Genomic DNA, 14,399 nt, shown 5'->3' on the forward strand with positions numbered 1-14,399 from the left:
TCCCTTGCGCACAAAAATGGCGCGGGGACCAAGCCTCGCGCCACACTATAGATCGATGATGTCGGCCGAGATAACCCGACCGTCGGCCACAAAAAGACGAGCCATGGTGTTGCCCCGCGCGCTACGAGGATACGTAGGCGATCCCGGGTTGATAACCAAACACTTGCCCAACTGCACGATTTTGGGACGATGCGTATGGCCGCAGATAGCCACATCGACCGTCCCCACCGGGAGCTCCTCGCGATAGTGGGCCACCGCAAAGCTCAAGCCCTCATATGTAAACGTATTGAGCGCCGGCACCTCTGGTCCGTAATCGCGATAGTAATCGTTGTTGCCCAACACGGCTTTGATAGGAGCAATGGTATTAAGATGATCCCAATCGGCCTCGGACGTCATATCTCCCGCATGGATAATCAAGTCGGCACCCTCAAGGGCAGCGAGAAGCTCATCCGAAAGGTATCCATGCGTATCGGAAATAATATCGACACGCTTTGCATCCGCCAGCGTATCCATTAGAGGTTCAACGCCTTTTTAAGCGGCACCACGCGGCGGCGCGAGACGGGAATGCGATCTTCCACGCTGGTGATGCCCAATTGAATCGCACCGGAAGCTGCCGTCTCGACATCCTCAACGCATGCAAGGTTCACGATATAGCGGCGATGCACGCGGAAGAAGCCAAAATCTCCCAGCTTGGACTCGAACTGCGCAAGCGAGGTCGTGGAAAGGTAGCGATCGTCCTCGGTAAAAATGCAGGAGTAATCGTCCTTGGCCATGATGTAGCGAATCTGGTCCACGGGGATGAGCACCTTACGGCCGCCCTTCTCCACGGGGATGCGCTCGATGGATGACTTGTTCTCCGAAACCGGCTTGACACGCGCAAGCACCTTGCCAATGGCCTGATCGAGACGAGCTTCCTCGACCGGCTTCATGAGGTAGTCCACAGCGTCCACATCAAATGCCTCGACAGCATGGTCGCTGTAGGCGGTAACGAAAACCACCGCAGGGGGGTTCTTCAAACGGTGAAGCGCCTCCGCAAGCTGAAGGCCCGAAGCACCTGGCATAGAGATATCAAGAAAAACCACGTCGACACGATTCTCCATGAGCATCTCGATAGCCGAGCGAACACTCGAAGCTTCGTTAATCGATCCGATTTTTCCAGTCTGCTCAAGCAGAAAACGCAGCTCAGAGCGTGCGGGTGCTTCGTCGTCAACGATCATCGCACGTAGCATCAATATGGTCCCTTCGTTGGAGTAACCACCGGCTTGTACCGGCGCCATTAAAAATAGCGCCGAGCCGGCATACAATGCCGAACTTCTATTCTAACCCTACTCAAGGATACTTTTTTGCAAATCAAGATGCAAAACAACGGAAGTACCCGCTCCAGGGGAGGAAATAACCTGCGTGCTCGAGCGGGGTCCATAAAAACGCGCGATGCGGTCGGCGATATTGTGCATGGCCACGCCCGCACCGCCGCCCTGGGGGGTATCCGTGCGTGGGGCCTTTCGCTGAGTGCAGAACAGTCGCGCCGCCGTCTGCTCGTCCATGCCCACACCGTCGTCCTTAACCTGGATCTCCACCATGGATTCGCCCTCGGGAGCAACCGAGATATCGATATGAAGCGGATCTTCGTCGCCCATCGCATGGCGCACCGCGTTTTCCACCAAGGGCTGGATCACAAATGCAGGCACCAGTGTATCCTCGACCTCCTCGTCGATATCGACATTCACCCCAATGCGGTCCTCGCCAAAACGGGCCTTCTCAAACGTCAGATAGCGCAGCGTCTGCTCGATTTCGCGGCTGACAGGAATAAGCGAGCCAGAATTGTCGAGCGTCGCGCGGTAGAACGAGGCAAACTCGCGCAACAGCTCGCGGGCACGCAACGGCTCGGTACGCGTAAGCGACGCAATGGTGTTAAGCGTATTGAACAAGAAGTGGGGATTAATCTGGGCCTGCAACGCGCGTACCTCGGCACGGGCGGTGAGTTCGGATTGCAGCTCGAGCTCATGAATGGCAAGCTGCGTGGAAATGAGCTCGGCAAAACCGGAGGCCAGCGCATACTGGGTGCGATTGACCTCGTGCGAACGCCGATAGTAGAACTTGAGCGTTCCCACGGCTTTGCCGCGCACCTTAAGCGGGGCGATGATACCCGCAGGAATCTCGCGATGCCCCCGGGTCTCGCTTTTCACATCCACGGCATGCGTGAAGCTCTGCACGATACCGTGTTCGAGAACATAATGCGTGGCAGGTGTATGAATGGGAGAGCCGGGCGGAAAATCGCTCGCAAGATCGCCCGCGCAAGCGAGCACGCACGTATCGTCCGTCATGGCGATGGCCATAGCACGTGTCTCGGTAAGCAACCTGCGACAGATGGCCTCGGCACCCTCGGGAGTCAAACCGTCCTTGATATCCTCCAGCATCTCCGACGCCGACGAGAGCGTTTGCTCGGTGTACTGCGAGCGAAGGATATCGGGATTGAGTGACAAGAAGATAAAAATCAGCAGGAATGCGCATAGGAGAGCACAGGCGAACACCGTCGCCAAAGGTTTGCTGTCCACCATCAATGCATAGATAAAATAGAAGATCAGCAACGCCGCGCACACCGCCACCAGAATGCGCACTCCCGACGTAAGACCGTCTTGCGAAGAAGCCTCGGCCTGCGTTGTCCTATTGCCGCTCATCGTTCTCCTCTTCATGCTGCAGGAGCATGGCCTGCATATCGATATCGTTCCATAGTCCATTCATGATAGCGGGCCAGAAGCTCTGAAGACGCACATAATTGCTCGCGTTCGCACGCGCATAGGACTCCGCCTCGGGGATGCCATCTTTCAAAATCTTGAGATAGGCAAATTTCTCGGGCGTCAGCATGGCACGCGCTGCAGCCGTCTTGCGAACGCGATCATCGAGCTGCTTGGAAATCCACGGCCCCGGATACGGCATAAGCGATTCGGGCGTCACCGGATTCAGGTCGTGCTGACGGTTGGCATAAGCGATCTTTGCGCGCTCGTAGTACCAGCGGTATACGTCTTGCATGAAGCGCGGAGCACGCTGGGTTATCACCGGCGGCAGATGGCGAACCACCCACTGGTTGTCAAACCACATCTCAAAGCCCCAAAGGCGCATGTTAAAGAGATAATCGAGGTCCTCGCCTCGCGTGATCCACGGGTCAAATGCCACATGCATGTAAGCGCGCGCGTGCAAAGAGAAGCATCCGCCGCACACGTAGTTGGAGCGAGAAATGCGCGTCCCCGCAAGGGCTCGCTTCATCCAGCTATTGAATTCGAGACGCTTGGTCCACCAACGCGTTGTGGGCCCCGTTTGGGAGGCGTCGGCCATGGGCGACCCGGCACGATCGTAAAAGTAGCCGCTCTTGGCCAAAATGGGAACGCCCTGTCTGTTTTGCTGCCCCAGGGCGTAGAGGGCCTTATCCATGAAATCGGGGCCGAGCACCATCTCGTCGTCATCCAAGAAAACGACGGTGTCGTGCCCAAAAATCGCCGCGACGGCCAGACCCATATTTCGAATGGCACCGTAGCCGCGTAGCGATATAGGCTCCCCTATGACGTTGGGGGCAAGCTCCGCCACGCGGTCGGCTATATGCGATGCTTCGGCGTTTGTCACAACCAAGGCATCAATCGAGGGGTGTGCCGCCGCGATCTCTTCTACGCGTCGACGCACTCGCGCGGTCGCCGCGGCAGGACACACAACAAGAATGACAACGCGCGGAAGCTTGCGCACCTGCTCGAGCGAACGCAGGCAGCGATCAAGATCGGGCGTTGTCGAATAGATATCGGTAGCGTGGTCGTACCCGCCCGGCGTGCAGACGCCATCCTGGCTTGCTTCCCAGTACGTGGGAATCACGACAACGGGTTTCATGCTGGCTCCGTCCATCGCCGCGCATGCCCATCTGTCAGCCGCGGCGCCACTCGACCCGCATGCGTGCTACCTCGCCGTTAGTTATGCATACCCAACTCGGCGCTCTCTGCAGAAAACATCGGCGTTTTTGCCAGCGAGCGTGCCAACGGGTACCCAAGTACATACATAATAACCGCTTCGCCCACGCCAGTGGTCACCAAGCCAAACAGATACATGAACAGCCAGGAGTTATCGAGCGAGATCGTCGTAAAGGGGATGGTGTAGAAGCCCACGCCCTGCAGCAAAAGCGGAAGATAGGCGGGCACGATCAGCGCGTTTGCAAGCACGGGGCCCGCAAGTGCCACGAGGGGATGGCGGCGCATCTTCCACGTAAAAAGGGCGCCCGCAAAGGTGGCCAGCGAACCAAAGACCACATCAAGCATGCCCAGCATACCCGTACCGGAAATGACGATGTTCATCACGTTGGCGATCACGCAGCCAAGCGTCAGGCCGGGAATTGCGGCAGGCGTGAACAAGGCGAGCACGCACAGCGCCTCGGACACGCGAAACTGGATGGGACCCCACGCGAGACTTCCCAAGAAGAGCAGGGCAATCAGGGTGCAAGCTGCATAAACGGCAGCGATCACACCAACACGGGCAAGATAATTCGATTTCATTGTTCCTCATTCACCTTCTATGAAAACGGAGGGCTTTACTGTGCCGTAAAGCCCTCCGTTCCAAGACAGGTGTGCGCACGTCCGCTTACGCAGCGGACCCCTGCATCTTGGAGAGCTTTACTAGCAAAACGAAACCCACAACCAGAAGGATCCCGATGGAAAGCACTCCTAAAGAAGGATCCCCCGTGAGTGACGTCACGACAGATACTAGCAGAGTTCCCATGACGGAAGCGTAACGTCCAAAAATGTCAAAGAAGCCATAGTATTCGTTGGACTTCTCCTTGGGGATGATCTTGCCAAAGTAGCTGCGTGAAAGCGCCTGCACGCCGCCCTGGAACATGCCCACGAGGATGGCGAGGATCCAAAACTCGGTAGCGGTCTTAAGGAAGAACGCGGCGAACAGGACGATGCACATGTAGGCCACCACAGCCACGGTAATCATGCGGAGCGTGCCCACGCGGCCGGCGAGCTTGCCGTAGATGATGGCAGAGGGGAACGCCACGAACTGCGTGACAAGCAGGGCCAAGACGAGCTGCGTGGAGTCGATGCCCAACGAAGAGCCGTAACTCGTAGCCATGGAAATGACGGTATGCACGCCGTCGATGTAGAAGAAGAACGCCACCATGTACAGGAGGACCACCTTATCGCGGGCAATCTCCTTCATGGTATGAGCGACCTCGGAAAACACACCGGAGACGATATGGCCGAGCGTATCCTCGCTGCTGCGCTCACGACCGTACTTCTGCTTATAGGTACGAAGTAGGGGCAGGGTGAATACGAGCCACCACACGCCGGTGATGACAAAGGCCATGCGCGTGCAGAACATCGTCTCGAGACCGAGCGCCGAAGGGCCGGCCATGATAAGCGCGAGGCAGATGATGAAGGGGATGGTCGAGCCAATATAGCCCCAGGCATAGCCCGAGCTGGAAACAGCATCCATGCGCTCGTCGGTAGTGATGTCGGGGAGCATGGCGTCGTAGAACGTCATGGACGAGTTGAGTCCGATCGTGCATACCACGTAGATCACAAGGAACGCCATGGCGCTCATGGGCACGGCCTGCGCAAAGCACAGCACCAGGCCTGTAAGGAAAAAGCCGATGAAGAACTTGATCTTGTTGCCAGCGTAGTCTGCGAGGGCGCCCAGGATCGGCATGAGGAACGCCACCACAAGCGAGGCGACCGTCTGGGCATTGGCCCATGCGGTGACCAAACCAGCCGAGCTGGCGCCTGCGGCGAGCGCATTGAAATAGATGGGCACCACGGAGGTCTGCAGCAGCACGAGTGCGGAATTGCCCACATCATACATAACCCAGTTCCGCTCGAGCTTGGTGTACTTCATGGTGTGTGTCTCCCTTTGGTTGGCCACAGCGGCGTTTGCTCGGAATATCAATATCAATAGGATATCGTACGACAAGTTTTATCTAGAACGTGTCAAGAACCCGTCAACGCTGCGCGAACCCACCTGCTCAATGTGACAGAAAGTCGACAGGTTTATTTTGTCACATTTTGTGAAGACACCAGTTAGATGCTGAAAAAAGCCCGCACGAGGCGGGCTTGATCGGACGAATTATATGACGGGCGAGAGTCAGGCGACGCACTACTCCTCGCGGTCGAATTCCTCATCGGCAGCAAGCGGACGGCCAGAATAGTTGACGTGCCCCGTCAGCTGCTCCATATCGGCGCACTCGACAAAGCACGCTGCCGCACGCTCGTAGTCTTCCAGCGCGCGATCGAAAACCTCCGGGAAGCTCTCGCGCGAGACGGCCTCGGTAAAGGGGTTCTTCCATGCGATGTGCCCCATGTTGCCAGCGCGCAGCGGCTGTTTATCGGTCACGGGATGCGCAAGCGACGCCAGCAAGGAGTAATCGGACACGAGGCCCTCGAGCTTGCCGATAACATCGGTCTTGAGCGAGCCCGCCGGCTCGATAATGCGATACAGCATCTGCATATCCGCAACAGCGCCGCCATACTCGGCAACGCCCACATCGAGGCCGTAGACGCTACGCGCCACATGGCTCATCAGCGCGCCGCCCACTTTATCGATGCGCTCGCTGGTAACAAGCTCGCTCACCGGCGGATAGTCCGCCGTCGTGGCACCGTTGCGCTTGAGCTGAAGCATCAAGACATCCAAATCGCTCTCGATCACCGCATGCACCTGACTGGCTGCCGACGCCAGATCGGGATCGGCATCGAGCACGCCAAACTGCTGCTCGTACACAAACGGATGCGCGTTGCGATCGAGCACATAGTGGGAAAGAAGTCCCAGGGCAAAAGCGCGCCCAAGCCGCGCATCGTGTTTTTGCAAATGGCTCACGCCGTCACGCAGGCAGGCGAACTGCTTTGACATGCGCGAATGATGCATCACCCTGGCAAGCTGCATGCAGTCGCGCATATACGGCGTACGCACACGGAAGAAGAAGGGGTCTGGGCCTTGGTTTCCCAGCAGAAACGCGCAGCGCTCCTCGTCCGACGTGACGATTCCGGCAGGCAGACGGTCGATGCTCTCCTCGCCAAAAAGATGATGCGTGATAAGTGCAGGCATAAGGGAAGTCCTTTCATGGACACGGAAGGGACCTCCTTCCGCGATAACGTGCATGCGTCCATTATGCCCCGACGCCCCATCATCAAACGTCGGCATGTTTTCTTCGTTTTAGAAGCGGTCCGCAGGGAGGCCCGGGGCCGTTCCCCTGAGCGATTCCGCAGCGCGAAGCGCGAGGACCAGCGAAGGGGAACGACCCCGGGCCTCCCCGGTGGGAAGATAAGCCCTTACGCGCTCCACCTGTTTCGCTCACCAAACGATCCGGCAACGACAATCTCGCCGTCCTTCATGATGACATCCATGTTCTCGGGCGTGAGGTCGTGGATATTCACGGCAGGGTCGCCATTTACAACCAGCAAATCGGCGCACTTGCCCACCTCGAGAGAACCGGTTTCATCATCGCAATGGGCCATCTTGGCGCCATTGAGCGTGGCGCATGTAATGGTCTCCAGCGGCGAGATGCCCACCTTGTCCACAAAGTCGTACATCTCGGCGATCGTGACGTATCCGTACGGCGTCACGAACGAGAAGGAGTCGGAACCAATGGTAAAGACCACGCCTCGCCTCTTGGCTTCGCGCAGGCAGTCATAGTTGCGTTGCAGCTCCTTCTCGACCAGCGTATCGCCGGGGAACCTATCGTGAATCTCGGGCACATAGACAGGAGGATAGGTGCTGTACCAAGTAGGCAAAAAGCCAATGGTAGGCGTGAAGAACGTACCCTGCTCGGCCATAAGGTCCATGGTGCGCTCATCGATATCAAAACCGTGAATCAGCTGCTCGCAACCAAATCGCACCGAGTCATACGCAGCGGAATGCGAATTGTAGCAATGGCTCCAAACGGGAATGCCCACCATCTTCGCCTCGTCGATTACCGCCTTGATTTCCTCGGCACAATAATGCTGAGCGCGACCGGAGTCCCAGCGCCAGATACCGCCGCCGGTGGCCCAAATCTTGATGGCATCGGGGTCCTCGCGCAGGCGCTGCCGAACAGCACGGCGCAGCTCCCACGGACCATCCACCTGATCGCCCCAAGGATGCGACTGTTTGTTCTCGAGCTGACTGCAGCGGTGCGAATCGCCATGTCCTGCAGTGCGGCAAAAGCCCAAACCCGTCGCATAGACGCGCGGGCCCTTGAACACGCCGTTATTGATGCAATTGCGCACATGGATACCAAACCGCCCCACTTCGCACACAGTGGTAAGGCCATGAGTCAGGCAGTCGTATGCCTGTTTGACGGCGACCGCCTGCTTTTCCAGCAGCGGCTGCATGACCCAATCGGTATCGTCATCGGTCAGGTTGCCCGAGAAATGCAGATGCGTATCGATCAAACCCGGCATGACGGTCTTTCCAGCGGCGTCGATGCTAACGTAGCCGCCATCGGCGGGCACGTCCTCGTGCTTACCCGCATACTCAATTCTGCCGTCCTCCCCAATTAGGACGAGAGCGTTCTCGACCGGTGCAGAACCGGTACCGTCAATGAGTTTTCCTCCGACAATCGCATATTTCTTACCCACGATTCCTCCTCCGGGACCATCATAGAGAGTTGCCCTATCCGCACGCAGCAACGCGAGCGGGAGCGTCACGCGCATGTCTATTGCTCGGCAGCTACCTTAACAGGAAACGAACGCATCCGTTGCCTGAAGAGTGCAGGCGTCTACGAGCGTGACTGCAAGGGTCCCGCAATCGAGCGCTCGGCACCCCAAAGCGCAAAAAGCCTGTCGATGCGTTACATCCTTCTTATACGTCAAGCCTCTGGCGGCAAAAGGGCCCAGGCGCGGGACCAGCGGTTATATGTACGCAAAGCCGAGCTCGAAGGGGGTAAACATCCTACTTGAGATAGAATAGGGGCAATCTTGCGCACTCGGCGACTTGACGCCAGCAACGGAGGGCCATGAACGCACAAGAAAACAATAACCGATACCAAAGCGAGACCGCACGTCCTACGGTCCGCCTCGCCTCCGCACGGCCAAGAAGCCCCCAACAACCGCCTTCGCATGAGCCTCAACAGGCGCCTCATTTTCGCCAGGCTCCTTCGCAGCCGGAGCGCAGACACCATTCGCAAACCGAAAGCAACCGGCACGCACACGACCCCGCGCGACATCATGCCGATGACCTCGGCCGCGCACAGCGCTCCTACACTCCTGCATCGGGACGAAAACTCAACGGCGCCCCTGGACGCTCCTCGACCCCGACGAGGCGCAGCGCAAGCCGGCCGCAGCGCAGCACCTCGAGTCAACCCCGTAGCGACCAGCGCCCACTGCGCAGCGCTCAATTTCAAACACGAAGCAGCCAGCCCCCATCGCGTCGAAATACCGGCGCCCGCCCATCGCGCTCGCAAGGCTCCGTAATCGGCCAACCGCTCCGCCGCGGTACCTATTCCAACAACCATATGTACTTTGCCTCTGGACGTCCCGGCATGCGCGGGACAGGGTTTAGGGCACATCGCGGAGCAGCGGCGCCGGTCGGCCCGCCGCGCATTCGACGCGGGCTTCTGGCAACCCTCATCGTGGTCTTTGGCATCGTCGGCGCCCTCTTTGGCGCCATATCCGCAGGCATAGAGCCTGCCACCGAGGCAACTCAGCTGGATATGCCTCTTATGACCCCCGCGGACCTTCCCATATCAACACCTAGGAAGTCGTGGAAACAAGGCAGCATGCCCTACCTCTACCAAACCGACCCTATGTGGGCACAGCGTCCCTATGGCGGCGGCACCGTCCGCGATAATGCCTGCGGACCGACCGCCTTCACGATGATCTATATCTATCTCACTGGCCATGTTGATTACACGCCGGCCACGATGGCCACCTGGTCCGACGTGCACGGCTATGCCCCAAGCGGCGCCACCGAGTGGTCATTCATGACCGAGGGTGCGGCCGCCTTTGGCGTCAGCTCCAAGATGTTCGATAGCGATAAAGACCAGATATCCGCCGCCCTCTCGCAAGGCAAGCCCGTTGTTTCGCTCATGAACATTGGCGATTTCACCAACGTTGGCCACTTTATTGTGCTCTCGGATATCGATGACAGCGGAAATGTGACTGTTCACGACCCCGCGAGCGCCTGGCGCAGTTCCCACACCTGGCCCATCGATACCATCGTGGATCAATCGACCTACAGCTGGGTCCTCTCCCTTTAGCCTTTAAGGAATTGTGCAAAACGTGCCCAGCCCAGCAGGCACCTGGCCTCAAGCAAACCCACGTTACATGAGCATTCCGGCGCGTTTCTTGACCTTGAGAATACGCATGACCGATTCGTCAATGCGGCTCTCCTCAATCACGCCCTCGTTTACCGCCTCGAGCAGTCCCTGGTATGCGTCCCGCAGGTTCTCGGGCATCAAAACCATATCGCCGCCTGCTTGGATAAAGCGCACAGCAGCATCGGCCGACGCGTAGCGCTGCGTAATTGCACCCATGACAAACGAGTCAGATATCACCACGCCCCCAAATCCCAGGCGCACGCGGAGCTCGTCGGTGATCATCGTTTTGGAAAGCGATGCCGGCAAGCCATCTGCCGCCAGATTGGGAGTTTCGATATGCCCCACCATCACGAAGGGGCACCCCGCATCGATTCCCGCTTGGAACGGTTTGTACTCACATGTTCGAATCTCTTCGGCAGAACGCGAGGAAACGACAGCGCCGGTATGGGAATCGCCAGCGGTATCGCCATGACCGGGAAAATGCTTTATGCAGGGCATTGTGCCCGTATCGAGCATCGCCAGGACCTCGGCGGACACCATCTGCGCCACCACGTCGGGATCGGAGGAAAACGCGCGGGGCCCAATTACCTCGTTGGAAGGATTGGTGAGCACATCTGCAACGGGAGCAAAATCGACATTGAAACCAATTTCATGCAGATACTCGCCTATTGCTGCACCGACATGGGCAGCTTGCGCCTCGTCTCCTGCAGCCCCCACCTCAGCCATGTTCGAAAAGCGCTGCACATCGAAGTAACCCGAATTGGCGACGCGCGACACCAAGCTGCCGCCCTCCTCGTCCACAGTTAAAAACGGGGCAATGCCAGCACCGGACCGCGATGCCATGCTATAGGTGCCCAAAAGAAGGTCTCGCAGCTGCTGGTCTCCCGTAATGTTTTGAGCAAAGTAGCACAGACCGCCCACGGGGATATCCTCGAGAGCTCGCTGCGTAGCAGAGCCGGCAACAACCGCCTGAGACACACCGGTAAACTGCTCGGGAGTGACAAGAAAAAGCTGTGCCACCTTTTGCTCGAGCGTCATGGACTCAAGCTTTTGCTGGACAAGAGGTTTTTGCTCGAACGACTTAGTCGAGGAAGACGAACCGGAAAGCCCCGTACTCCGTCCGCCAGAAATGCCGCACGCGCCCAGTCCTGCCGACATCGCGGCAAGGCTCACCGAAGATATGAGTGCACGACGCGAGACGAATGCGTTCATAGCCGCCCCCTCCCCTCTGAATGTGACAACACATCAAGCATATTGTCACACCCTCGGCCGCACATGGCAACGAACCGGCACGGTACCGATCTTCCGCCCAAACAGCCCGCAGGCCCTATCGTCCGCATCCGCAACGCACCGCCCGGTGCACACGGCAGCACCATAAGGATAAAATGCATAAAGATAAGCTGTATATGCATATATAAATCGCTTGCATATCTCCCTTCGGAGAATCTTGCATCCGCAACAGCTCGAAATGACAAAAAAGTTTAGAAATGCGCGACGAAGCGAGCTGGAATGCGCTCCAAAAACAGAACAGAACAGCACCAAATCAAATATGAACAGCGTTCATATTGCGCATGAAGCCCTGCGCGCCTCTCAGAGCTTTATACATGTCAAATCCACAGCCTCCCATCGCGCATTTTTGACCTTTTTTGCCAGAAATGGCGGGAGCGGATGAAAAAACGCGTACGCATGGCCCAAAGCATGGCTCAGCACCAATAGACATAAAAAACGGGCAGCAGAACCCCTGGTCCCACCGCCCGAATCCTCTTGATAGCTCCGCGGGCTCCGTCAACGGCCAGCCCGCAAGCAACGAAAAGCGCACCTAGTACGCAAGGCCCATTCCTGGCAAGCGGAACGTCTTCAAACGCTCCTCGTACGACGCGCGCACATCCTCCTCAAACGCGAGCGGAGCATCCTTCTCGCCGATAAGGTCGAGCAGATAACGCGTAAAATCGGGATTGAGTGGCAGCAGCGGGCCGATAAGCCAGGTTGCCATAAGGTTGTTTTTTCTAAAGCCTTCCTCGCTGGTTTGCTTATTCAGGCCAAAGCCCACCTCATTACGGCAGAACGGCTGCTGACCCGCACCGGCCTCCATCTGAGTGAACTGAATTTTGAAGCCCACGACCTTGATAGCCTCATCGCGTTCGGGAGCGTTAAGGTCGCCAATCACCACATCGTGATAGCGCGCGGGGATATTGCAGTGCGTCACAAAATCGAGAAGGCCCAACGCCGGAGTCTCCGAGCCATCCGGATTTACGATTTTGGTGCCCAAAACCTCCGGAGCGCTACCCGTAAAGAGCATGGGCACACCAGCATCAATAAGCTCAACAAGACGTTCGCGATACGGCTGCAGCAACTTGATAGTGTTTACCTGCTGTGCCTCAGACATGCCGCACAGCAAGATCAATGAGGGCACGTGCTCGGCAAAATAGGGAACGTCGTCATGCGTCGTCTCGATGAACTCGGCATCGGGCAGACATGCGCGCAGATACATGGCATTGCCATTGTCCCCTGCCTGGTTTGCGTATTCGGGGTAGAGCACCTCGATGACAGTCTTTGCATTAGCGGACATCAGATGCCTCCTCGATCTTCTTCCCAATAAGCTCGCGGCTCTTCTCCACGTCGCCACCGTTAAAGATGTCAAATGCCCAGAACACAGAATCAACGCTCATGGGGTCAACCGCCTGAGCAGCCTGTTCGGGCGTCTCGACCATGTGAAGCTTTGCGGGGTCGATATTCGCCATGCGCAGGCGCGGGAGCAAGTCGAGATTCGTGGCACCCTGAATTACAATCTGCTCGATGCTGGGATCGTTGAGATACTCGAAGTCGGTCTGATAGTACCAGCCGATATACTCGGTCTCCTTGGGGTTCGCCGCCTTGTGGGCATCGGCAAGCATCACGATGACTGCCTTGCTACCGGGCTCTTTACGAATGGTATCGAGCGCCACCGACGTCGCCGTGCTGTTCTCGCCTTTGGACGCCACTGCAACCAAACGCTTGCCGCCAACCGTCTTCTCTGTATAGCGCAGCGCCGTCACGTTGATGCCGCGCTCGAGCGAAGCTGCGATAGCCTCGGCGGAAAGGCCGAGCTCGCGAGCAACCACAACTGTAGAAAACAGGTTATACAGGTTTGTAATCGAGTAATTGCCAAAGTGGTACGTGTGGGTAGGCTCCCCCTCATGACAGCGTTCGCACACGGTAAACGTATGAGCATCGCGGTCGAGCGCCACGAGCTCGTAATCGGGCTCGGGGTTAGTGAAACCGCAGCTCTTACAATGCGCGTGACCAAGATGGCGCAGGTGGCAGTAGTCATACTCAAGCTTGCCTCCACACTGAGGGCAAGCGGTGAGGTCGCACACAATGCCCTGAGGATCTGACGAGTCGTCCTCGAGACGAGCGATGGAATAGTAAACGCGGTTCGAATTTTGCGGCGCCAGACGGCAGCTGATCATATCGTCTGCATTCAAAACGAGCTTGGTTGCAGGCGAGATGTTCTCACTCATCACAGAGAAGATGAAGTCGGGGTTGGCGTTGCGCGAGAAGGAATCACGATAGAGGTTCGTGACGAGGATGACCTCGGGAACCAGATCGGGCAGCACGGTGCGGAACGAAAGCTCGTCGAGCTCCATGACTGCCACGTCGAGCTTCTGGCGACCAGAAATGGTGGCATTCTTGATAAGCGTGCTCTCAACGCCGTTGCGAACATTACCGCCTGCACGATTATCGATCATCTCGATGCCGTTATCGCGCAGCAGGTCGCACAGCAGGTTATTCGTGGTTGTCTTGCCGTTCGTTCCAGAGACGAAGACGACGCGCGCAGGCTTGTCGACATCAGCAAGGAACGAAGGATCGATCTTCTCGGCGATAACGCCTGGCATCTGCCCGGCATTACGGCGCGCGAGCTTAAGCGCCGAAGCCGCAGCCCTCGATACTGCCATAGCGAGATGGAAACGAGGTCCCTTGGCACCCTTAGTGGCATTGCTCACAGCGGGTTTTCCTTCCATGTGAAGTTCTCAGTTACCCGCCCATTATAGCAGCGGCCCTTCGACCTCGAAGAACCCCCATCGTACGAACAGGATGCGACGATTAAAAGCCCGAGCACGTACCCCGCAGAACGAGAGACCCCCGCCGCACGACATGC

Annotated in this window: 12 protein-coding genes; 1 reads left to right on the forward strand and 11 read right to left on the reverse strand. The window is 57.6% G+C overall.

Features of this window, described 5'->3' with window-relative positions; translation table 11 throughout:
- Nucleotides 1–45: 45 nt before the first annotated feature.
- The 8 genes from HF320_RS08310 to HF320_RS08345 form a co-directional block, all read right to left on the reverse strand.
- Nucleotides 46–513 (reverse strand): YfcE family phosphodiesterase, encoded by a 468-nt coding sequence (locus HF320_RS08310; protein ID WP_169277881.1) that lies wholly within the window; start codon nucleotides 511–513, stop codon nucleotides 46–48.
- The gene (locus HF320_RS08315) at nucleotides 513–1,229 is read right to left on the reverse strand and encodes a LytR/AlgR family response regulator transcription factor (RefSeq protein WP_040219821.1); all 717 of its coding nucleotides are present in this window, start codon (nucleotides 1,227–1,229) and stop codon (nucleotides 513–515) included. The genes HF320_RS08310 and HF320_RS08315 overlap by 1 nt, the downstream gene beginning before the upstream one ends.
- Before the next feature lie 96 nt (nucleotides 1,230–1,325).
- A complete protein-coding gene (locus tag HF320_RS08320; RefSeq protein ID WP_211159028.1) occupies nucleotides 1,326–2,678 on the reverse strand; it encodes a sensor histidine kinase in 1,353 nt (450 codons plus the stop codon).
- Complete coding sequence (locus HF320_RS08325; protein ID WP_169277882.1) at nucleotides 2,665–3,873, reverse strand: glycosyltransferase; 1,209 nt, start codon at nucleotides 3,871–3,873, stop codon at nucleotides 2,665–2,667. Before HF320_RS08325 ends, HF320_RS08320 begins: the two co-directional genes overlap by 14 nt.
- Before the next feature lie 77 nt (nucleotides 3,874–3,950).
- A complete protein-coding gene (locus HF320_RS08330; RefSeq protein WP_138377898.1) occupies nucleotides 3,951–4,529 on the reverse strand; it encodes a QueT transporter family protein in 579 nt (192 codons plus the stop codon).
- Nucleotides 4,530–4,614: 85 nt separating this feature from the next.
- Nucleotides 4,615–5,868, reverse strand: coding sequence for an MFS transporter (locus HF320_RS08335; RefSeq protein WP_022387658.1), 1,254 nt, complete (start codon nucleotides 5,866–5,868; stop codon nucleotides 4,615–4,617).
- Between the two features lie 258 nt (nucleotides 5,869–6,126).
- Nucleotides 6,127–7,071 carry a zinc dependent phospholipase C family protein gene (locus HF320_RS08340; RefSeq protein WP_169277883.1) on the reverse strand — a complete coding sequence of 315 codons (945 nt, stop codon included), beginning with the start codon at nucleotides 7,069–7,071 and terminating at the stop codon, nucleotides 6,127–6,129.
- 224 nt (nucleotides 7,072–7,295) lie between these two features.
- Nucleotides 7,296–8,582 carry an amidohydrolase family protein gene (locus HF320_RS08345; protein ID WP_169277884.1) on the reverse strand — a complete coding sequence of 429 codons (1,287 nt, stop codon included), beginning with the start codon at nucleotides 8,580–8,582 and terminating at the stop codon, nucleotides 7,296–7,298.
- Between the two features lie 902 nt (nucleotides 8,583–9,484).
- Here HF320_RS08345 and HF320_RS08350 point away from each other — a divergent pair.
- Nucleotides 9,485–10,201 (forward strand): C39 family peptidase, encoded by a 717-nt coding sequence (locus HF320_RS08350; protein ID WP_211159030.1) that lies wholly within the window; start codon nucleotides 9,485–9,487, stop codon nucleotides 10,199–10,201.
- Between the two features lie 63 nt (nucleotides 10,202–10,264).
- Here HF320_RS08350 and HF320_RS08355 read toward each other — a convergent pair whose 3' ends face one another.
- The 3 genes from HF320_RS08355 to HF320_RS08365 form a co-directional block, all read right to left on the reverse strand.
- Nucleotides 10,265–11,473 carry a glycoside hydrolase family 3 protein gene (locus HF320_RS08355; RefSeq protein ID WP_169277885.1) on the reverse strand — a complete coding sequence of 403 codons (1,209 nt, stop codon included), beginning with the start codon at nucleotides 11,471–11,473 and terminating at the stop codon, nucleotides 10,265–10,267.
- Between the two features lie 607 nt (nucleotides 11,474–12,080).
- Nucleotides 12,081–12,830, reverse strand: coding sequence for a glutamine amidotransferase (locus tag HF320_RS08360; protein WP_075843584.1), 750 nt, complete (start codon nucleotides 12,828–12,830; stop codon nucleotides 12,081–12,083).
- Nucleotides 12,820–14,244, reverse strand: a complete 1,425-nt coding sequence (locus HF320_RS08365; RefSeq protein ID WP_349290723.1) for a MurT ligase domain-containing protein — start codon at nucleotides 14,242–14,244, stop codon at nucleotides 12,820–12,822. Before HF320_RS08365 ends, HF320_RS08360 begins: the two co-directional genes overlap by 11 nt.
- Nucleotides 14,245–14,399: the final 155 nt, after the last annotated feature.

This window comes from Collinsella acetigenes, from assembly GCF_012844445.1.
Lineage (GTDB): Bacteria > Actinomycetota > Coriobacteriia > Coriobacteriales > Coriobacteriaceae > Collinsella > Collinsella acetigenes.

Excerpts from the sequence above, each read along its gene's own strand:
- HF320_RS08310 (WP_169277881.1), bottom strand. The coding sequence starts at position 513 with ATGGATACGCTGGCGGATGCAAAGCGTGTCGATATTATTTCCGATACG.
- HF320_RS08315 (WP_040219821.1), bottom strand. The coding sequence starts at position 1,229 with ATGCTACGTGCGATGATCGTTGACGACGAAGCACCCGCACGCTCTGAG.
- HF320_RS08320 (WP_211159028.1), bottom strand. The coding sequence starts at position 2,678 with ATGAGCGGCAATAGGACAACGCAGGCCGAGGCTTCTTCGCAAGACGGT.
- HF320_RS08325 (WP_169277882.1), bottom strand. The coding sequence starts at position 3,873 with ATGAAACCCGTTGTCGTGATTCCCACGTACTGGGAAGCAAGCCAGGAT.
- HF320_RS08330 (WP_138377898.1), bottom strand. The coding sequence starts at position 4,529 with ATGAAATCGAATTATCTTGCCCGTGTTGGTGTGATCGCTGCCGTTTAT.
- HF320_RS08335 (WP_022387658.1), bottom strand. The coding sequence starts at position 5,868 with ATGAAGTACACCAAGCTCGAGCGGAACTGGGTTATGTATGATGTGGGC.
- HF320_RS08340 (WP_169277883.1), bottom strand. The coding sequence starts at position 7,071 with ATGCCTGCACTTATCACGCATCATCTTTTTGGCGAGGAGAGCATCGAC.
- HF320_RS08350 (WP_211159030.1), top strand. The coding sequence starts at position 9,485 with ATGCGCGGGACAGGGTTTAGGGCACATCGCGGAGCAGCGGCGCCGGTC.
- HF320_RS08355 (WP_169277885.1), bottom strand. The coding sequence starts at position 11,473 with ATGAACGCATTCGTCTCGCGTCGTGCACTCATATCTTCGGTGAGCCTT.
- HF320_RS08360 (WP_075843584.1), bottom strand. The coding sequence starts at position 12,830 with ATGTCCGCTAATGCAAAGACTGTCATCGAGGTGCTCTACCCCGAATAC.